At 49.0% G+C, this 20,049-nt stretch carries 14 protein-coding genes; 13 read left to right on the top strand and 1 reads right to left on the bottom strand.

The window, feature by feature from the left end; all coding sequences use genetic code 11:
• The first annotated feature begins 102 nt into the window (after positions 1-102).
• From P8S55_RS04195 to P8S55_RS04185, 3 genes are all read left to right on the top strand, one after another.
• Entirely contained in the window at positions 103-546 is a 444-nt protein-coding gene (locus P8S55_RS04195) for a hypothetical protein (RefSeq protein WP_289225027.1), read from the top strand.
• A 347-nt stretch (positions 547-893) separates the two neighbouring features.
• Positions 894-2,750, top strand: coding sequence for a hypothetical protein (locus P8S55_RS04190; protein WP_289225026.1), 1,857 nt, complete (start codon positions 894-896; stop codon positions 2,748-2,750).
• A 231-nt stretch (positions 2,751-2,981) separates the two neighbouring features.
• Positions 2,982-3,950, top strand: a complete 969-nt coding sequence (locus tag P8S55_RS04185) for an IS30 family transposase (protein WP_289225017.1) — start codon at positions 2,982-2,984, stop codon at positions 3,948-3,950.
• 25 nt (positions 3,951-3,975) lie between these two features.
• On the opposite strand, the gene P8S55_RS04180 is transcribed toward P8S55_RS04185, so the two are convergent.
• The gene (locus P8S55_RS04180; RefSeq protein WP_289225025.1) at positions 3,976-4,128 is read right to left on the bottom strand and encodes a hypothetical protein; all 153 of its coding nucleotides are present in this window, start codon (positions 4,126-4,128) and stop codon (positions 3,976-3,978) included.
• Positions 4,129-4,587: 459 nt separating this feature from the next.
• Between P8S55_RS04180 and P8S55_RS04175 the strand changes: the two genes are divergently transcribed.
• The 10 genes from P8S55_RS04175 (at position 4,588) to P8S55_RS04130 (ending at position 20,039) form a co-directional block, all read left to right on the top strand.
• Positions 4,588-5,484, top strand: a complete 897-nt coding sequence (locus P8S55_RS04175; RefSeq protein WP_289225024.1) for a helix-turn-helix transcriptional regulator — start codon at positions 4,588-4,590, stop codon at positions 5,482-5,484.
• Positions 5,484-8,756 (top strand): helicase-related protein, encoded by a 3,273-nt coding sequence (locus P8S55_RS04170; protein WP_289225023.1) that lies wholly within the window; start codon positions 5,484-5,486, stop codon positions 8,754-8,756. Before P8S55_RS04175 ends, P8S55_RS04170 begins: the two co-directional genes overlap by 1 nt.
• Positions 8,753-9,430, top strand: a complete 678-nt coding sequence (locus tag P8S55_RS04165; protein ID WP_289225022.1) for a DUF4391 domain-containing protein — start codon at positions 8,753-8,755, stop codon at positions 9,428-9,430. Before P8S55_RS04170 ends, P8S55_RS04165 begins: the two co-directional genes overlap by 4 nt.
• Before the next feature lie 25 nt (positions 9,431-9,455).
• The gene (locus P8S55_RS04160; protein ID WP_289225021.1) at positions 9,456-11,426 is read left to right on the top strand and encodes a site-specific DNA-methyltransferase; all 1,971 of its coding nucleotides are present in this window, start codon (positions 9,456-9,458) and stop codon (positions 11,424-11,426) included.
• Positions 11,427-11,467: 41 nt separating this feature from the next.
• On the top strand, positions 11,468-12,205 hold the full coding sequence (locus P8S55_RS04155; protein WP_353957024.1) for an HNH endonuclease: 738 nt from the start codon (positions 11,468-11,470) through the stop codon (positions 12,203-12,205).
• A 56-nt stretch (positions 12,206-12,261) separates the two neighbouring features.
• Positions 12,262-13,638 (top strand): site-specific DNA-methyltransferase, encoded by a 1,377-nt coding sequence (locus P8S55_RS04150; protein ID WP_289225020.1) that lies wholly within the window; start codon positions 12,262-12,264, stop codon positions 13,636-13,638.
• Between the two features lie 46 nt (positions 13,639-13,684).
• Positions 13,685-15,213, top strand: a protein-coding gene (locus tag P8S55_RS04145; RefSeq protein WP_503010344.1) for an IS3 family transposase whose coding sequence is annotated in 2 segments (ribosomal slippage) — positions 13,685-14,120 and positions 14,120-15,213 — 1,530 coding nt in all. Because the reading frame shifts where the segments join, the coding sequence is not laid out codon by codon here.
• 53 nt (positions 15,214-15,266) lie between these two features.
• The gene (locus P8S55_RS04140; RefSeq protein ID WP_289225019.1) at positions 15,267-15,779 is read left to right on the top strand and encodes a hypothetical protein; all 513 of its coding nucleotides are present in this window, start codon (positions 15,267-15,269) and stop codon (positions 15,777-15,779) included.
• Positions 15,780-15,789: 10 nt separating this feature from the next.
• Positions 15,790-18,837, top strand: coding sequence for a type III restriction-modification system endonuclease (locus P8S55_RS04135; RefSeq protein WP_289225018.1), 3,048 nt, complete (start codon positions 15,790-15,792; stop codon positions 18,835-18,837).
• 233 nt (positions 18,838-19,070) lie between these two features.
• Complete coding sequence (locus P8S55_RS04130) at positions 19,071-20,039, top strand: IS30 family transposase (protein ID WP_289225017.1); 969 nt, start codon at positions 19,071-19,073, stop codon at positions 20,037-20,039.
• Positions 20,040-20,049 lie beyond the last annotated feature (10 nt).

Genomic DNA, 20,049 nt, shown 5'->3' with positions numbered 1-20,049 from the left:
GGTTGCAACAACGCGTTTATAATTTTTACAAATTATAGAGATGTTGCGCACTGATGCTAGTGTTATGATTAAAAAATAACGAAAACCATTGAGGGTAGAGCAGTGAAAAGTAGATTAACCGCGATCTTAGCCGCCGTGTTTATGAGTTGGTTGGTTGTGCTATACCTCCCAGCCGCACAAGCGCACACCGATGCAACCTATGAATTTGTGATTGAAACAGGTACCTTAACGCATCTACGCCAGCAACTTGAATTGGCACCGCAAACACTGCAACTAAAAACAGGCGAAGTTGGCCAAATGCCAGTGCTTGTTCTGGGTGAGCAAGCACCGCGTGATCAAATTTATGTTTTTGTCGATCTAACCTCAACGATTTTTTACTTTGCCGAACGAGCAACAACACCCAATGAGATTATGCGTGAAGCGCGGCGTTATGGTGGCGTATTGCGAGCATCTGCAGACCGTTTTGAACGTCCTGAAGGCCATACCATGCATATCAACACACGTAACGCCCGTCTGGTTGTCAACGCACGGCGGATAGACGAGTAGGCGATTAGGCGGCTGGCAGTCAAGGCTAGGCGCTAAAAAGACCGATCAATTCACCAGACTAAACCCAATTACACCACTTAACCAGGCCTGGTTGCAGCACAAATCATCACTTAGTGAGGGGGGAATTCTTGTGACAATTCTTATGACAATTCTTGTCGCCATACTAAGGCTGCTAAATTTACTTATTTCAACACCAGCGGTATATTGCCTTAGAGAGCTAGCTAGGTATTTGATAGAAAATAGGTCAAATTTATAATAGTTTTTTTGTCTAGTTGTTTTTAGGGTGACTCTTTACGAATGACCTGCTTGCGAACAACAGTACAAACAACATAATAACGGGTTTAAAATTGAAGAATTTATTTTATTTGTTGGCTATTTGGCTCGTATTTGGGTTGCTTATCAGCTTTCCCATTGCCCAGGCAACCACAGCAACATTCTTATTTACTCTAGCCTTAACGAGTTGGTTTATTTATCAATACATCTATGGAATCCGCCGAATTCGTCGTGTCGCTTATCTTGAGAAAACCCTAAACTCTGATAGCGCTTTTCAATCACTGGCTAATAGTAGCTGGATAAAGTTTACCAGCGCCATCACCGCTATATTGATTGCATTTAGTACCTTGTTGGTAGTGGCAGGCTTTGGTCGCACGGCCAATTTACCCTATTTAGAATGGTCACTGTTGTTCTTGAGTGCGCCGATATTTTTAATGATTTACTTCCTTATCAACAGGTTGCTTGGTAAGCATGTAAAAGCAGGGCATGAGTTTCTTATGTTACGCCCGGCTTTTTGGGCAACGTTTGTAATCTTGATCGCATCATTTACATTGATATATATCTATTTCGCCGACTTGCCCCGTATTCACCCTCTTAGCTGGGAGGCCTTGTATCTTGAACAGCGCGCCCTCCTGGCTACACCGTTACCATGGGTGGGTGTATTGTTAGCTTATAACAACACCCTACAGCTCAGTCTAATCAGTGCCATGCAACTAGGCTCTGAACTTGATGTCAGCCTGGCCATAAAGCTAGGTGCGTGGCTGCTATTTATAATGCTGCAAGGGCTTAAGTTTGGACTGGTGTGGTATGTCGCATTAGGGATATTAAGTTATTTATGGCAACAGGCCACGGCAGAGAAAAAAGCCACCGCCAGTCAATTTTCCAAAGTCTTTGGCTTTACCTTAATAATTATGTTTGCACTCTATTTATTAGTGGCGAGCATAAATTGGCCTGGGGTGATTAACCAATTTAAAAACCTGAGCAGCTACGTAGATAGCAGTGACACACGTGCAAACAAGAATATCTGCACTACTGCAAACACAGAAGCAGAAATGGCTGAGGTATTGCAAAAAATAGAGCAGGAGCTAGCGGATCAGCAGGCACTCATCCTTGCAGAAATTGAGCAGAAAGTTGACCAGGCAATAGACAAGGCTTTTGCTAATCCAGCCGTTGAAAACGCTATCGAGGGTTTCCTAGATTGGAACTTTAGTATCAAAGGAAGCTACCTACAAACCTTTTACCAAGGGAAAGACTTATTTGATGTGGGTGGATTGGATGCGTATTTGAGCAATCAGTTTAGTGAGCGTGTCGGCATAATTTTAGAACAGGTTCTAGCAGCAGAACTGGCCGAAGTGTTTCAACACACTGATAGTGCGGTTTCTGGTGGATTTTTAAATGTTCAAACCAAGATTGCTGGCTATGATGCGAGTTGTTTAAAACTTAATCAAAATAGTATTAATTTGGATGCATTGCATACAACCTATGCTGGCGGCGGCGGTTTAGTCGCAATTATGGCGGCAAGAATTTCAGCAAGGGTGGCGGCACAAGTTGGTAGCCGCATGGCGACTCAGCTAGCTGCAAAAATGCTTGCCAAATCGTCGGCACAATTAAGTGCGCGAGGAGCATCTGCCTTATTCGGTGCTGGTGCGGGTGCCGCAGCATGTGCTGCCACTGGCCCAATAGCCGCTCTATGCGCGGGTGCTGCAGGCGTTATTATGTGGTTCGGAACCGACTATGCCATTATAAGTGTTGATGAATTTATGAATCGTGACGAACTAAAAAACCTAATAGTTAAAACCATTGAAGAGCAGAAAACTGAAGTAAAACAAGAATTAAACGGTTTATTAACGAGTTATGTTAATGAGAGGTTTATAGCAGCACATCAAAATTATAATAAGAAAATAAGGGTTATAAATCTACTCGACAAGTAAATCTGCGTCAAATTAATAAAATTGTTAAGCTAATAAAATTAAAAAGTTTTATAAAAAAGTTGCTAAAAACTAACTGGATTAAATTTTAGATGTCATATTATCAAATTACCCAAAAAATTGCTGATGTTCAGCATATCAAGCAACTTGAATTCGCATAACAAGTGCAATTAACTTGTAAGAAAAAAGGCCAACTGAAATAGAATGCTAATTTTCTTACCACAGGAAATTGCAATGAACTATAAACAGTTGACCATTGATGAACGATACCAAATACAAGCCTATTTGAAAATAGGCTTGTCACAAAAAGAAATTGCTTCGCACTTAGAACCTCACCCCTCAACCATTGGGCGCGAAATAAAGCGCAATACAGGGATGCGAGGATACCGGCCTAAGCAGGCCAATCAATTTAGTGTAGAACGAAGAGGTGCTGCCCTAAAAGCCATTAAGCTCACAGAGGCCATTAAGGACAAGGTGAAGATATTAATTCAACAGGAGCTTAGTCCAGATCAGGTCTGTTTCTACCTTGAAAAAAACGACATTGTAAAGTTGCATCATGAAACAATCTATCGCATGGTTCTGGCCGATAAAAAGCAACAAGGCACACTGTATCAACACCTTAGGCATTTACACAAAACGCATAGAAAGCGCTATGGAAGTTATGATCGACGTGGAAGAATCAAGAATGCGGTTAGCATTGACGAGCGCCCAGAGATTGTCGATGAAAAAAGCCGAATTGGCGACTGGGAAGGTGACACCATTATCGGCAAAGACCGAAAAAGCGCGATTTATACATTGGTTGAAAGAAAAACGCTCTATACAATTATCGTCAAGCTTATGGGCAAGAATGCCAGTGACCTTGCAGATAGAGCCATAAAAGTTCTCAAGCCTATGGCCGAGCAGATTCATACCATAACCTATGACAATGGTTTAGAATTTGCCGACCACGAACGTATGGCAAAAGAATTAAACGCAAAGATCTACTTTGCACACCCTTACTCATCTTGGGAAAGAGGCATAAATGAAAACACCAACGGCCTCATCCGCCAGTATTTCCCAAAGGGAACCGACTTTAATGAAGTTACCCAAGAGCAAATAGATTTTGTTATGTACCGGCTCAACACTCGCCCCCGAAAAACACGAGAAGGAAAGCAACCTGTTGAGCTGTTTTTAGGAAAAGCGGTTGATTTATTAGCGGCTTAAATGAGATTGCACTTAATATGCGAATTCAAGTATCAATTAAATGCCACCAAATCTCAAAAGAATAAATGACTATAACGTACACGCTGGCTTTTAATGCAATCGATAAGTTCATCCCGCCGATTAAAATTACAATCATCGAACCAAAAATCACGATAAACTTCAACAAGGAATGTGTCATTTCAAGAAAACCAGGGAGTAGTGAGTAAAGGACTTGACCATTACAATCTGTTACCTGTATTAAAACCTATCGGGTGGTTGATGGCTCATCTGCTTAAGGGGTATCGTAATGGCCTGTACTGGCAGGCAGTGCGTGTATTGGTGGCATGTTGGTACTCTTAATCAAGGCTAGTTACAGCAGGCTATAGATTTAGGGTAATAAAAAACCGCTAAGAAGCGGCTTATTATTGTGTATTGGTGGTGGAACACGGAACCGAACCCGCGTCCGCATTCCGAACAGATTAGCAAAGTTTCGGCCTTGAGGACACGGTTTCGAAGATTTGTCCGGTCTGATCGCTTGCTCATGTCCGAGCAGTGGCGCATAATGTCATCAATTTGATGATATGGACAGCCTCGACGTGAGCAATAAAACCCTTGTTTTCGGTCTAACCGTCGTTTCTTGTGGATGAGGAGCGCGGTTATGCATCCCCAACGTGTTGAAAGCTTGAGCCACGCCCAGCGGGAACGACTGGCCTATATCGACTTCCGTCTCTACTTTATGGGTGAGGTCGGGCGACCTGATCTGGCGAGCCGCTTCGGGGTGGCCCCTGCGGGTGCAACCCGGGATCTCGCCCTGTACCGAGAGATCGCTCCGCAGAACATCGAGTTCGACGGCAGCAACAAGATTTACCGAATCGGGAAGGCTTTTGCGCCGATCTTCGAGCACGCGCCGCAGCGCGTACTGTCGGCTCTCTCGTTGGGATTTGGTGATGGCGTGAACGGCGAGTCGCAACCAATGTTGCCCTGCGAGTCTCCAGCCGTTTTGAGCAGTCCCCAGATGGGTGTGCTGGCACCAATTTGCAGTGCCATTCACGCCAAGCGCCCGGTCACAATCCGCTATCACTCAGTGAGTAGCGGACAGTCCGAACGGGTGATCGTGCCCTTCGCACTGGTCGACACAGGTCTGCGCTGGCACGTCAGAGCGTTTGATCGCAAGACCGGAGAGTTTCGTGATTTCGTTGTCACGCGAATCGACACACCGACGCTACTCGATGAAGAGCCCAAGGCAAACGAGCGCCCGGACAACGATATTCAATGGACGAGGATTGTTGAAGTCGAATTGGTTCCGCATCCAGATCAACCTCGGCCAGAGATAACTTCGCGGGATTTCAATATGGCCAACGGTGCGCTGGAGATGAAGCTTCGGGCTGCCATTGCGGGATACATGCTACGTCGGTTGAGCGTGGACTGCTCACCGGATCACAGCCTACGCGGCCACGAGTATCGACTCTGGCTCAAAGATCATCTGGCGCTCTATGGTGTGAAAAACGCTGTCCTAGCACCTGGCTACACCGTGACCTCTAAGGCGGATTCTTAATGGAACTCATCGATAACATTAATCGCCTGCTCGGCGACGACTTGAAACAGACGATCAAGTCGGGTGCCCGCCTGAAGATCGCGGCCTCCTGCTTTTCGATGTACGCGTTCGAGGCGCTCAAGGCCGAATTAGAAAAAGTCGAAGAACTGAATTTCATCTTCACCTCGCCAACGTTTGTCGCCAACGAGGTCACCGACAAGATTCGCAAGGAGCGCAAAGAGTTCCACATTCCAAAGGTGGATCGTGAGCGAAGCCTGTATGGCAGTGAATTTGAGATTCAACTTCGCAACAAGCTGACCCAGCGCGCCATCGCAAAGGAGTGCGCCGACTGGATGCGGCGCAAGGCTACCTTCAAGTCCAATCGCAGCAAGGCTCCGATGCAGCAGTTTGCCTGCGTGCAATCCAGCGGCACAGACACAGCGTATATGCCGTTGCATGGATTCACAGCCGTTGATCTTGGCTATCAACAAGGCAACGCCGTCTCCAATCTGGTCAACAGGATGGACGAGCCAGCCTTTGCGACAACCTACCTCAGCCTGTTCAACCAAATCTGGAACGACCCGACCAAGCTGGAGGACGTCACCGCTCAGATTTGCGACCACATTGCGTCGGTGTATCAGGAGAACTCGCCCGAGAGCATCTATTTTTTGATGCTCTACAACATCTTCAATGAGTTTCTGGATGACATCGATGAAGACGTTCTGCCCAACGACCGCACGGGCTATCAAGACACCCTTATTTGGAACAAGCTCTTCAACTTTCAGAAGGATGCCGCCACCGGGATCATCAACAAGCTCGAAACGTACAGTGGCTGCATCCTGGCGGACAGCGTCGGCCTGGGGAAAACCTTCACGGCCTTGGCCGTGGTCAAGTATTACGAGTTGCGCAACCGCTCCGTGTTGGTGCTCTGTCCTAAGAAGCTGGCGGACAACTGGCTGAACTACAACCGCAACCTCAAGACCAACATCTTTGCCCGCGACCGGTTCAACTACGACGTGCTGTGCCATACCGACCTCAGCCGCACCAGTGGTGAGTCATTTGGCACGCCGCTGAACCGCATCAACTGGGGCAATTACGATCTTGTCGTCATCGACGAATCTCACAATTTCCGCAACAACGATGCTTTTAAAGAAAAGGAAACCCGCTACCAGAAGTTGATGAATCAGGTCATCCGGCAGGGAGTGAAAACAAAAGTGCTGATGCTCTCAGCCACCCCGGTCAACAACCGCTTCAATGATCTGCGCAACCAGCTGGCACTGGCCTACGAAGGCGATTCTGAAAACCTGAACAAAAAACTACGAACCAGCAAGACAGTTGAAGAAGTCTTCCGGAATGCGCAGGCAAGCTTCAACGCGTGGGCGAAGTTGCCGATCGAAAAGCGCACGGCTCGCGCCATCCTGGATTCGCTGGACTTTGACTTCTTCGAATTACTAGATAGCGTCACCATCGCGCGCTCGCGCAAGCACATTCAGACCTTTTACGACACGAAGGACATCGGGCCGTTCCCCGAGCGACGCAAACCTTTGTCATTCCATTCACCGCTCACTCAGCGTACTGATGTAATGAGTTTCAACGAGATTTTCGAGCAGCTATCAAAGCTCAGGCTCGCTGTATATGCGCCGATCAGCTACATCTTGCCCAGTCGACTCAAAAAGTACGAAGAAATGTACGACACGCAAGTGGCCGGTGGAAAAAGCAAGTTCAAACAAGTTGATCGCGAGAGAAGCCTGCAGGCGCTAATGACCACCAACCTGCTCAAACGACTGGAAAGTTCAATTGAGTCGTTCCGGTTGACCTTGCAGTCACTGCGAATCAATCACACCAACACGCTAGCCAAGATCAGCGCCTTCAATCAGGGCGGAAATATCATCAGCGTCGACGATTTGACGGATCAGCTGGAGAATTTGGATGCCGACGACGATGACTTGCCAGCCATTGGCGACAACGAGATAGGCGGCAAGGTAAAGATCAGTCTGGCAGACATGGATCTACCGTCTTGGGAGCATGAACTCAAGGCAGACATGGAAATCATAGATGCCCTGTTGGCATCTATGAACAAAGTGACACCTGCAGACGATGCCAAGTTGCAGCATTTGAAGTCTCTCGTTCTGGGCAAGCTCGCCGCGCCGATTAACCCGGGCAACAAGAAGATATTGCTCTTCACGGCCTTCGCAGATACCGCCGACTATCTGTACGCCAATCTGGCCCCGGACTTGTTGGCAATCCAGCACATACACAGCGCCAAAGTGACGGGCGGCGCCGCACCCAAATCCACCTTAAAGAAGAGTTACGACTTCCAGGAGTTGCTCACCCTCTTCTCGCCGCGTTCCAAAGAGAAGGATGTCGTGCTGCCGAACGAACCGGCGGAGATCGACCTACTGATCGGTACCGACTGCATCTCCGAGGGACAGAACCTGCAAGATTGCGACTACCTGATCAACTACGATATCCATTGGAATCCGGTGCGCATCATCCAGCGCTTTGGCCGGATAGACCGCATCGGCTCAACTAACGCCAGCATCCAACTGGTCAACTACTGGCCAGACATTTCGCTTGATGAGTACATCAACCTCAAAGAGCGGGTTGAGAGCAGGATGATGATCGCCGACGTCACGGCCACCGGTGACGACAACGTGCTGAGCGCGCAAGCCAACGACGTGTCCTACCGCAAGGAACAATTGCGCCGTCTGCAAGAGGAAGTGATCGAGTTGGAAGACTTGAAAACCGGCGTGTCGATCACCGACCTGGGACTCAATGACTTTCGAATGGACTTGCTCAATTTCGTCAAGGCCAATGGCGAATTGAGCAATGTGCCGAGCGGCATGCATGCCGTTGTATCTGCAAAGCCGGAAATGGGCCTGCGCCCGGGCGTGATCTTCACTCTACGCAACCTCAACCCGAGCGTCAAAGTCAGCCAGCACAACCGACTGCATCCCTACTACCTCGTCTACATCAACCGCGAGGGGGACGTCATTCACGACCACACCGAGGTCAAGCGTCTGCTCGATCTGGTGCGCAGTTGCTGCAAAGGGCAAGTACAGCCCATTCCGGACGCCTGCCGCCTGTTCAACAAGGAAACGGCCGACGGCCGCAAGATGCAGATGTATTCCGACCTACTTGGCAAGACCATCCGCTCGATGATCGATGTGAAGGAAGAAAAGGATCTGGACAGTCTTTTCAGCGGCGGCAAGACCACCGCGCTGGTCAACACCATCGCCGGGCTGGACGACTTCGAACTGATCACCTTCCTCGTGATTCAGGAGGTAGGATGAATCAGTCCACACATCCCGCCTTCATCAGCTACCCCAAGCAAGCTACTTTTGGGCGCAACTTGCCCAAGAACAAGATCTATGAGCACAGCGGTGCCAACACACGGCTGAAGGACTTGTTCGTGGAGCAGGTAGAGCGGATCGTCTGGCAATACAAACTGGCTCCGGAAACGATCAACCTTCCCGCCAAACCCGGCGTGCCAGAGGTTCAGGTTTTCGCCATCCAGCTCAAAACACCGGAGCTGGATCTGGACGTGCTGCGCTGCATTGATGGTGCGGTGCAGTTCCCGATCCTTTTCGAGCTTAGCTTTGATGGCCAAACGCAGGTGGTCGCGGCCTACAAGCGCCCCAACGAAGCAGACACCAGCCGTTGGGTCCTCAGTGATTACTTTGCGACAGCGTGGCTACCGAGCAATACCGAGCGCGCGCCCATGCCGATTGCGCTCGACCTGAGCAGCTTGTACCAACAGGTATTGCAACGGCTCATTCCATTGCCAGCCCGCCAGAAAGAATGCCTTGACGATTTGGTTACCCGCGTTGAGCAGGTCGCGTCGAAACAGCGCGAAGTCGAGAAAATGGCTGGCAAGCTTGCCAAAGAAAAGCAATTCAATCGCAAGGTCGAGATCAACGCCCACTTGCGGCAGCTAAAAACCGAACTTGAACAATTGACCCGCTAAACAATGGCGAACGGAGAAAACGATTATGAAAAAACCAAAAATGCATTCCCCCGATCTCACGCAAGACAACATTGCTCGACTGCACGAGTTATTTCCTAGCTGCGTGACAGAAGCAAAGGCTGAGGATGGCACGCTGAAGTTTGTCATCGACTTTGATCAGCTTCGCCAAGAACTTGCCGGCTTCGTAGTTGAGGGGGCAAGTGAACGTTATCAACTGAGCTGGCCTGGGAAGCGTGAGGCTCAACTTATGGCGAATGCACCTATTGCCAAGACTCTTCGACCCAGCGTCGAACAAAGTAAAAATTTTGAATCGACAAGAAATATTTTTATTGAAGGCGACAATCTTGATGCATTGAAATTACTGCAAGAAACATACCTCGGAAAGGTTGGCCTGATTTATATAGATCCGCCATACAACACTGGGGGTGATTTTATTTATGCAGACAAGTTTGCCCAAGATTCTGAAGAGTACAAGCTACAGTCAAATCAGACCGATTCTGATGGAAATCGCTTAGTCGCCAACCAAGAGTCAAACGGGCGGTTCCATTCGGACTGGCTCAGCATGATGTACTCAAGACTCAAACTGGCCCGAAACATTTTGGCCGAGGACGGAGCCATTGTTGTCCACATTGACGAGAATGAATATGTCAACCTAGAAAAAATCATGTCTGAGATATTTGGTGAAGAAAATAATCTCGGGACGATCGTCTGGGACAAGAGGAATCCAAAAGGCGATGCAACTGGGATTGCACAGCAGCATGAATTAATTTCGATCTATTGCAAGGATAAAACCTATTTTAAACAGCAAAAAGATTTGAAACGCCCCAAGGAAAATGCGCAAGCCATGCTTCGGAAAGTTGAGCAACTAATCTCCACTGAAGGTGGAATAACCGAGGCCGTTAGGACGAAATATCGTGAGTGGTTAGGTAAACAAGAGTTTTCTGGCGGAGAGAAGGCCTATAGCCAGATCGATGTTAATGGGGATGTTTGGAGGCCGGTCTCAATGGCCTGGCCCAATAAAAAGAAGGCTCCAGCAGATTATTTTATCCCTCTGACTCACCCAGTGTCAGGCAAAGAATGTCCTCTGCCTGCGCGGGGTTGGCGCAATCCATCATCAACAATGCGCGACTTGTTGGATAGGGGGCTAATTGTCTTTGGTGAAGACGAAAGCACCCAACCTCAACGTAAATATTTACTCAAAGAGAATCTCTATGAAAACATCCCTTCGCTGCTCTATTTTGGCGGCAGCGATGATGCTTTACTCTCTGATTTGGAAGTTTCCTTTGACAATCCAAAACCTGTAGCTGTTGTAAAGAGGATGATTCAGTCTCTCACCTTATCAGACGATATTGTGATGGATTTTTTTGCAGGCTCAGCAACGACTGCTCATACTGTTCTGCAGCTTAACTCGGAGGATGGTGGAAATCGACGCTTCATAATGGTTCAACTGCAAGAGTCGTGCTCAGAAGAATCAGAGGCTTATTCATCTGGATTCAAAAGCATTGCGCAGGTTGCACGAAAAAGGATAGATCGCGCAGGTCAGAAAGTAATATCCGAGCAGCATTGCGAAGAATGGAATAGGGATATTGGATTTAGGACGCTTATTGTTGATTCATCAAACATGGCTGACGTCTACTATGCACCAGATGCGTTAGATAAAGACAATCTTGACTTGTTTGTCGACAATATTAAGCAAAATCGCACGCCTGAAGACCTACTGTTCCAGGTGATGCTGGATTGGGGTATCGATCTGGCCCTGCCCATTACCAAGCAGGCCATTCAAGGCAAGGACGTCTTCTTTGTCGATGGTAATGCGCTTGCAGCCTGCTTCGACGCCAGCGGCAGCATAGACGAAGCCTTCGTCAAAGAACTGGCCAAGCAACAGCCCCTTCGTGTGGTGTTCCGCGACGCCGGGTACAAGGACAGCGCCGTCAAAATTAATGTCGAGCAGATTTTCAAGCTGTTGTCGCCTGCCACCGAAGTTAAGTGCATCTGAGGGGATGGCGATGAAACTCAAATTCAAGACGCAGGCTTGAGGTGGAACACGTCCAGCCTCGATCAAAAGGTGGCAGCCACAGCGTTAAAAACTTGGTCATCGCGTGTCGCAGCTGTAATGAGGCGAAAGGCAACCATCGGCTTTCAGAGTGGAAACGGTTGTTGGGCATATCCAAGCTGGATAAAGCCCGTGCCATCGGGATTGAGAAAACCCTTAAGGGCAAGTGGACAGGACTCAAAGACGCGGCGGCGGTTAATACTACGCGTAACGCTTTGCTGCATGAACTTCTGGTGTTGGCTAAAACCACCGTATCGGTCTATACCGGAACGGGTGCGATGACCAAGTTTAATCGCAAACAGCAAGACATTCCCAAGCATCATGCGCTGGATGCGGTCTGTGTTGGCGAAGATTTAAAACCGGTTAAAAACTGGGTTAAACCGGTTTTGGGTATTAAATGCACCGGACGTGGGAGTTATCAGCGTACACGACTGAACAAGTATGGCTTTCCACGCGGTTACTTAATGCGCCAAAAAGCGGTGCATGGCTTTCAGACTGGCGATCAGGTTAAAGCGGTGGTTCCCAGTGGGAAAAAGCAAGGCATTTACTCAGGCCGTGTGGCAATTCGTGCCAGCGGAAGGTTTAACATCCAAGCCGCCAACGGTTTGGTTCAGGGTATTAGTCACAAACACTGCACGTTAATCCAACGTGGTAGCGGTTATGGCTTTAATTTAACAACGATAGCACTAACTCACGGAGAACGCGAGAAACAGGCGGCCTAGTGGCCGGCGCTATCCCTCACCGGGCTAAACCCCGGTGTCTCTCGCGCAAAAACCAGATGAAAAAACCAAAAATGCATTCCCCCGAACTCACGCAAGACAACATTGCTCGACTGCACGAGTTATTTCCTAGCTGCGTGACCGAGACTCTGGGTGAAGGCGGGAAGCCGAACCTAGTCCTAGACTTTGATCAGCTGCGCCAGGAGCTTTCGGAATCCATCATTGAAGGCCCGCAAGAGCGCTATCACCTTAACTGGCCTGGCAAGCGAGAAGCTCTGCTTACGGCAAATGCTCCCATCGCAAAAACACTAAGACCCTGCCGCAACGAAAGTGTTGAGTTTGATTCCACAAAGAATCTATTTATCGAAGGCGATAACCTCGACGCACTGAAGTTGCTACAGGAGACCTACCTTGGCAAGGTCAAGATGATATACATCGACCCGCCGTACAACACTGGTGACGATTTTATTTATGAAGATGATTTTGCTGAGGACAGAAGTTCATATTTGACCAGATCCAATCAAAAGGACAACGCAGGTAATCGGCTAACAGTCAATGCAGAAAGCAATGGCCGTTTTCATTCGGACTGGCTTAGTATGATGTACTCGCGACTAAAACTCGCTAGAAATTTACTTCGCGATGATGGCCTAATTTTTATTTCAATCGGCGATGAGGAGGTTGCCAATCTAAGAAACATTTGCGATGAGATTTTTGGTCGGGACAACTTTGAAGGCCAAATTCACTGGCGCAGACGGAGTAATCAACCAAACGATCCCACTAAAATGATCGGCTTGGTCGCAGAGCACATACTTGCTTACGCAAAGGACAAGTGGGTCTATAAATCAACTGGAGTTGGCAAGGTCGAGCTAACGGGCTCTTTTTCAAATCCTGACAACGACACAAGAGGAGACTGGGCATCAAAACCTTGGAAAGTCGGCAGTGATCAAGGGGGCTCTAAATACACGATAACCACTCCGACGGGGCTCTCTCTTGATGGAGAGTGGATGGGTGACGAAAATAACTACCAAAAACTTCTAGCCGATAATCGAATTATATTTCCCAATAATGGCAGTGGCTCGCCTCGCAAAAAATACTTCAAGTTTGAAAGGGAAGAAGAAGGTCAATGCGCGACAAATTGGTGGGGGCATGAACAATTTGGCCATAACCAGGAAGGGAATGCGGTTCTAACTGAACTAATGGATGGAGTCAAGAATACGTTCAGCAACCCAAAGCCACCAAGATTGATTGGAAATTTATTGGCGATTGCAAACTGTAAGAGTGGTGACATTGTTTTAGATTTCTTCTTGGGCTCTGCGTCGACTTTTCATGCTGCATTTGAATATGCGCATAACTTACAAGTTATTGGCGTACAGATACCGGAATCTCTTGATGAAACCAAAAAAGAACATAAACCAGCTCCCCCTGTGTCACAATAGTTGTCGCTTTTAGTAAACGAGACAGGTAGGCGGATTAGGACGTAAAATGACGCACGTAAATACACAAAGAAAAGAAGCGATACTCAAAAAACTATTGCCACCGCACAATCAACCGGTGTCATTGATTGCGCAACAAGAGCAGATTAGCAAATCCACGCTGTATAAATGGATGGGACACGCCAAACAGCAAGGTTTAGCCGTGCCCGGTAGTCAAGCGCATAACGCACAGCATTGGTCTAATGAAGCCAAGTTGGCGGTCATTATTGAAACCGCCTCAATGAACCAGCTTGAAACCAGTGAGTACTGCCGCCAAAAAGGCCTGTTTATTGAACAGCTCAAGCAGTGGAAAGACGAGTTCACTACCCAAGCCTCACACGCCAATAGCGACCTCAAACAAGCGCACGCTAAAATTAAAGAACTGCAAACCGAGCTCAGTCGCAAAGAAAAAGCACTGGCTGAAGCGGCCGCACTGTTGGTACTACAAAAAAAGTACCGCGCGCTGCTGGGGGACGAGGCATTATGACCACCCCTCAGCAGCGCCAAGAGATTATTGACCTGATAGAACAATCCGTTCGTGAAGGGGCACGGCGTAGCGCCGCCTGTCAATGCCTGGGACTATCTATGCGCACCCTACAGCGCTGGTATCCCAAGGGTAAAGGCTACTTAGCGTTTGACCAGCGTCCCATTGCTGTGCGGTTGCGTCCATCCCATGCGCTGAGCGAACAAGAGCGTTTATTGATCATTGAAACAGTGAACCAGCCTGACTATGCCAGTCTGCCGCCTTCAAAAATCGTGCCGCTATTGGCGGATAAGGGGCAATATCTGGCCAGTGAATCGAGCTTTTACCGTGTTCTCAAAGCTCATGACCAGCTCCATCACCGAGGACGTGCTAAAGTTGCAAAAAAACCACGCCAGCCGGTGACCCATCACGCCTTTGCACCCAATCAAGTGTGGATGTGGGATGTTACCTGGTTACCCAGTCAAGTGAAGGGGCAATACTTCTATCTGTACATGGTGAGTGACCTCTATAGTCGCTACGGTGTAAGTTGGGAAGTGCATGCCGCCGAGACGGGTCACAACGCGGCTGAGCTGATGAATCAAGCGGTTATTAAGCATAAGTTATGTGGTGCACCCAAGCCGGTACTTCATAGTGACAATGGCAGTATCATGAAAAGCATGACGCTGCGGGCCAAGCTTGAATCACTGGGGATTCAACAATCGTTTAGCCGTCCTCGGGTTAGCAATGACAACGCCTATATTGAATCGTTCTTTAGAACACTCAAATACGTGCCTAATTGGCCTACAAAGGGGTTTAGTGATATTGAGCATGCACGTCGTTGGGTACAAAGCTTTATGGGCTGGTACAACGAGCAGCACCTGCACAGTCGGCTCAAGTTTGTGACGCCAGGGCAGCGTTATCGGGGTGAGGATAAACAGATACTTACCAAGCGAGCGCAGGTTTATGAACAAGCAAAGGCAAAAAACCCAGCACGCTGGCGATCTAAGGTGCGAAACTGGACACCGATAGGCGCTGTGGCGTTAAACCCGGATAATCTTGAACGGGTGAATGGATAAAATGGGATGAAAAACACGACAACTATCTTGACGAACACCGAGCTATTGAATTCTTGAGTAAGAATAAGCTCGCTTTTTCTATCGCCGAAATTTCTAAAGAGCGGATTCGTCGTGTTGGCAAGAGACTTGAAACAGAAGGCAAAGACAAAGTTGGATTTGGATTTAGAGTGCTGAAGATTGATACATCAAACATGTCCGATGTGTACTACGCACCGGACGCTATCGATAGAGATAACCTAGATCTCTTCGTCGATAACATCAAACATGACCGCACAGCTGAAGACCTCTTATTTCAGGTAATGCTGGACTGGGGGGTTGATCTGGCATTGCCACTCGTCAAGCAGTCGATCCAAGGGAAGGACGTCTTCTTTGTCGATGGTAATGCGCTTGCAGCCTGCTTCGACGCCAGCGGCAGCATAGACGAAGCCTTCGTCAAGGAGTTGGCCAAGCACCAGCCCCTGCGAGTGGTGTTCCGAGATTCCGGTTATAAGGATAGCGCCGTCAAAATCAACGTTGATCAGATTTTCAAGCTGTTGTCGCCTGCCACCGAAGTTAAGTGCATCTGAGGGGATGGCGATGAAACTCAAATTCAAGACGCAGGCTTATCAGACCGTAGCAGTGCAAGCCGTAGCCGACTGCTTCAAAGGACAACCACCTGCATCAGCGGAGGCTATCAGCTACCGAATAGATCCGGGTAAGGCCAAGAAAGGTGTCGAAGACCTGTTTTCGGAGGGTGGCTTTAAGAACGCAGATCTAAAGCTGACAGATATTGCGCTCCTGCAAAACATCACCCAAATTCAGCACCAACAGAACCTGCCGCAGTCGTCGGAGTTGGTGAAGACCAAGGTCAGCAAGGTCAATCTCGACATTGAGATGGAGACTGGCACCGGAAAAACCTATTGCTACATCAAGACAATCTTTGAGCTTAACAAGCAGTACGGTTGGAGTAAGTTCATCATCGTGGTGCCAAGCATTGCAATCCGGGAGGGAGTGGCCAAGTCGCTGGAAATCACGGCAGAGCACTTTTTGGAGACGTATCACAAGAAGGCACGATTTTTTATCTACAACTCCAAGCAGTTGCATCACCTAGAGAGCTTTTCGTCGGATGCGGGAATCAACGTGATGGTAATCAACGTTCAGGCCTTTGCCGCACGAGGCGCTGACAATCGCCGCATCTACGACGAGCTCGATGATTTTCAGTCTCGCCGCCCGATTGATGTGATCAGCGCCAACCGTCCGATCCTGATCTTGGACGAGCCACAAAAAATGGAAGGTGCGGCTACCCTGAAGTCCTTAGAGGAATTCAAGGCGCTAATGGTGCTGCGCTACTCGGCTACACACAAGACCACGCACAACAAAATCCACCGACTGGACGCGCTGGACGCATACAACCAGAAACTGGTGAAGAAAATTGCCGTGCGCGGCATCTCAGTGAAGGGGCTGGCGGGAACCAATGCCTACCTGTACCTGCAGTCCATCGAAATTTCGAGCAAGGCGCCTGTGGCCCGTGTTGAGTTCGAGCAGAAGCTGAAAAGCGGCGAGATCAAGCGCGTGGTGCGCAAGCTCTCCAAAGGTGACAACCTCTTCTCTGATGGTTTTTCCAACGAGCTGGATCAGTACCGTGGCTATGTGGTCGCGGACATCAATGCCAACACCGACACCTTGAGCTTCACCAACGGCAAAGAGCTATTTGTCGGTGAGGCCGATGGGGATGTGAACGAAGCCGCACTGCGTCGCATTCAGATTCGAGAAGCAATCAAGGCTCACTTCGATAAGGAACTGGCGCTGTTCCAGCAGGGCATCAAGGTGCTGACCCTGTTCTTCATCGACGAAGTGGCCAAGTACCGGGATTACGCTGCGGCTGATGAGAAAGGCGACTACGCCCGTATCTTCGAAGAGGAATACACCCAGTACCTGAATGAAGTTCTGGACTTGGACGAAACGCCGTACATCAAGTACCTGAAGGACATTGATCCAGCCAAGACGCACAAGGGCTATTTCTCCATCGACAAGAAGACCAAACGTGACGTCGACCCCGCAGTTGCTGCCCGTGGCGAGAACGCCGGGCTATCTGATGACGTGGATGCTTATGACCTGATCTTGAAGCAGAAGGAGCGCCTGTTGTCATTGCAGGAGCCCGTGCGTTTCATCTTCTCGCACTCAGCCCTGCGTGAAGGCTGGGACAACCCGAACGTGTTCGTGATCTGTGCGCTCAAGCACAGTGACAACACCATTTCGCGGCGGCAAGAAGTTGGCCGTGGCCTGCGTTTGTCCGTCAACCAGACTGGCGACCGAATGGATCACCCCGCCATCGTCCATGACGTCAACGTGCTCACGGTCGTGGCCAGCGAAAGCTACAAAGACTTCGTCTCTGCACTGCAGAAGGACATCAGCGAGTCCTTGTCGGCTCGCCCTAAGGTGGCGGACGAAGCCTACTTCATTGGCAAGGTTCTCAAGACCGCCACCGGGGATGTCGAGGTCACGCCGCAATTGGCCAAGCAGATCTACAAGTACCTGCTTAAGAACGACTACAGCGATGACACCGACCGCATCACAGGCACGTACCACGAAGCAAAGAAGGAAGGCACCCTGGCACCGTTGCCCCCGGAGCTGCAGGCGCATGCCGAGCAGGTGTACCAGCTGATCGACAGCGTCTTCAGCGACAGCCAAATGTTTGAGATTAGCGACGACCGTCGCCCTAAGAAGAACCCACTCAACAGCAACTTCGAGAAGCAGGAGTTCAAGGAGCTGTGGAACCGGATCAATCGCAAGGCCGCGTACAGCGTCGACTTCGATTCAACGGAGTTGGTCACGAAGGCCGTCGCCGAACTGGACAAGAGCCTTCGCGTGACGCCGTTGCAGTACACGATCCAGACCGGCGAGCAGGCTGCCCAGGTGACCTATGACGGACTCAAAGGTGGCGAGGCGTTCGTCCTCAAGGCCACCGAAACCGAAAAGAATGTGCATTCCATCCACTCGGCCGTGAAGTACGACCTCGTCGGGAAGGTTGCCGAGGGGACGCAACTGACCCGGCGCACGACGGCTGACATCCTCAAGGGGATCAGCGTCGCGGTGTTTGCACAGTTCCGCACCAATCCGGAAAGCTTCATCGCTGAGGCAGTTCGACTGATCAATGAGCAGAAGGCAACGATGATCATCGAACACTTGGCCTACGACTCGGTAGAGGACAAATTCGACCTAGACATCTTCACCGCAGGCCAGACCAAGCAGGACTTCAGCAAGGCCGGTGACAAGCTCAAGCGGCACATCTACGACTACGTGATCACGGATTCCGGCATTGAGCGGGACTTCGTGAAGGAGCTGGACACTTGCACGGAAGTCGTCGTGTACGCGAAGTTGCCGCGCGGCTTCCTGATCCCCACCCCCGTTGGCGACTACAACCCAGACTGGGCCGTCTCGTTCAAGGAGGGCACAGTCAAGCACGTGTACTTCGTCGCCGAGACCAAGGGGTCGATGTCGTCAATGGTGCTCAACGAGATCGAGAAAACCAAGATCAAGTGCGCCCGAAAGTTCTTCGATGAGATCAACAGGAAGTTCGCTCCTGAGAATGTTAAGTACGACGTGGTGAACAGTTTCGGTAAATTGATGGAGATTGTTAAGTAATGAGGACGAAGATAAGCCACCTAAGCGCCTGCGCCTCACCAAAGAATAAGGGGCTCGACTCAGCAATATTCCAGGTCCGATAAGTCGCGCCCCGCCCGGCTAGATGCTTGGCGGTATCGTTACTTTAACGACATCGATACCATGTCTTGAATTCGCATAACAAGTGCAATTAACTTGTAAGAAAAAAGGCCAACTGAAATAGAATGCTAATTTTCTTACCACAGGAAATTGCAATGAACTATAAACAGTTGACCATTGATGAACGATACCAAATACAAGCCTATTTGAAAATAGGCTTGTCACAAAAAGAAATTGCTTCGCACTTAGAACCTCACCCCTCAACCATTGGGCGCGAAATAAAGCGCAATACAGGGATGCGAGGATACCGGCCTAAGCAGGCCAATCAATTTAGTGTAGAACGAAGAGGTGCTGCCCTAAAAGCCATTAAGCTCACAGAGGCCATTAAGGACAAGGTGAAGATATTAATTCAACAGGAGCTTAGTCCAGATCAGGTCTGTTTCTACCTTGAAAAAAACGACATTGTAAAGTTGCATCATGAAACAATCTATCGCATGGTTCTGGCCGATAAAAAGCAACAAGGCACACTGTATCAACACCTTAGGCATTTACACAAAACGCATAGAAAGCGCTATGGAAGTTATGATCGACGTGGAAGAATCAAGAATGCGGTTAGCATTGACGAGCGCCCAGAGATTGTCGATGAAAAAAGCCGAATTGGCGACTGGGAAGGTGACACCATTATCGGCAAAGACCGAAAAAGCGCGATTTATACATTGGTTGAAAGAAAAACGCTCTATACAATTATCGTCAAGCTTATGGGCAAGAATGCCAGTGACCTTGCAGATAGAGCCATAAAAGTTCTCAAGCCTATGGCCGAGCAGATTCATACCATAACCTATGACAATGGTTTAGAATTTGCCGACCACGAACGTATGGCAAAAGAATTAAACGCAAAGATCTACTTTGCACACCCTTACTCATCTTGGGAAAGAGGCATAAATGAAAACACCAACGGCCTCATCCGCCAGTATTTCCCAAAGGGAACCGACTTTAATGAAGTTACCCAAGAGCAAATAGATTTTGTTATGTACCGGCTCAACACTCGCCCCCGAAAAACACGAGAAGGAAAGCAACCTGTTGAGCTGTTTTTAGGAAAAGCGGTTGATTTATTAGCGGCTTAAATGAGATTGC

The sequence above is a fragment of the Thiomicrospira sp. R3 genome, from assembly GCF_029581415.1.
Lineage (GTDB): Bacteria > Pseudomonadota > Gammaproteobacteria > Thiomicrospirales > Thiomicrospiraceae > Thiomicrospira.
This window is presented reverse-complemented; position numbering and strand designations above follow the sequence as displayed.

Coding starts and splice junctions, on each gene's coding strand:
- P8S55_RS04175 (WP_289225024.1), top strand. CDS start 4,588: ATGCATCCCCAACGTGTTGAAAGCTTGAGCCACGCCCAGCGGGAACGA.
- P8S55_RS04180 (WP_289225025.1), bottom strand. CDS start 4,128: ATGACACATTCCTTGTTGAAGTTTATCGTGATTTTTGGTTCGATGATT.
- P8S55_RS04150 (WP_289225020.1), top strand. CDS start 12,262: ATGAAAAAACCAAAAATGCATTCCCCCGAACTCACGCAAGACAACATT.
- P8S55_RS04185 (WP_289225017.1), top strand. CDS start 2,982: ATGAACTATAAACAGTTGACCATTGATGAACGATACCAAATACAAGCC.
- P8S55_RS04160 (WP_289225021.1), top strand. CDS start 9,456: ATGAAAAAACCAAAAATGCATTCCCCCGATCTCACGCAAGACAACATT.
- P8S55_RS04170 (WP_289225023.1), top strand. CDS start 5,484: ATGGAACTCATCGATAACATTAATCGCCTGCTCGGCGACGACTTGAAA.
- P8S55_RS04130 (WP_289225017.1), top strand. CDS start 19,071: ATGAACTATAAACAGTTGACCATTGATGAACGATACCAAATACAAGCC.
- P8S55_RS04165 (WP_289225022.1), top strand. CDS start 8,753: ATGAATCAGTCCACACATCCCGCCTTCATCAGCTACCCCAAGCAAGCT.
- P8S55_RS04135 (WP_289225018.1), top strand. CDS start 15,790: ATGAAACTCAAATTCAAGACGCAGGCTTATCAGACCGTAGCAGTGCAA.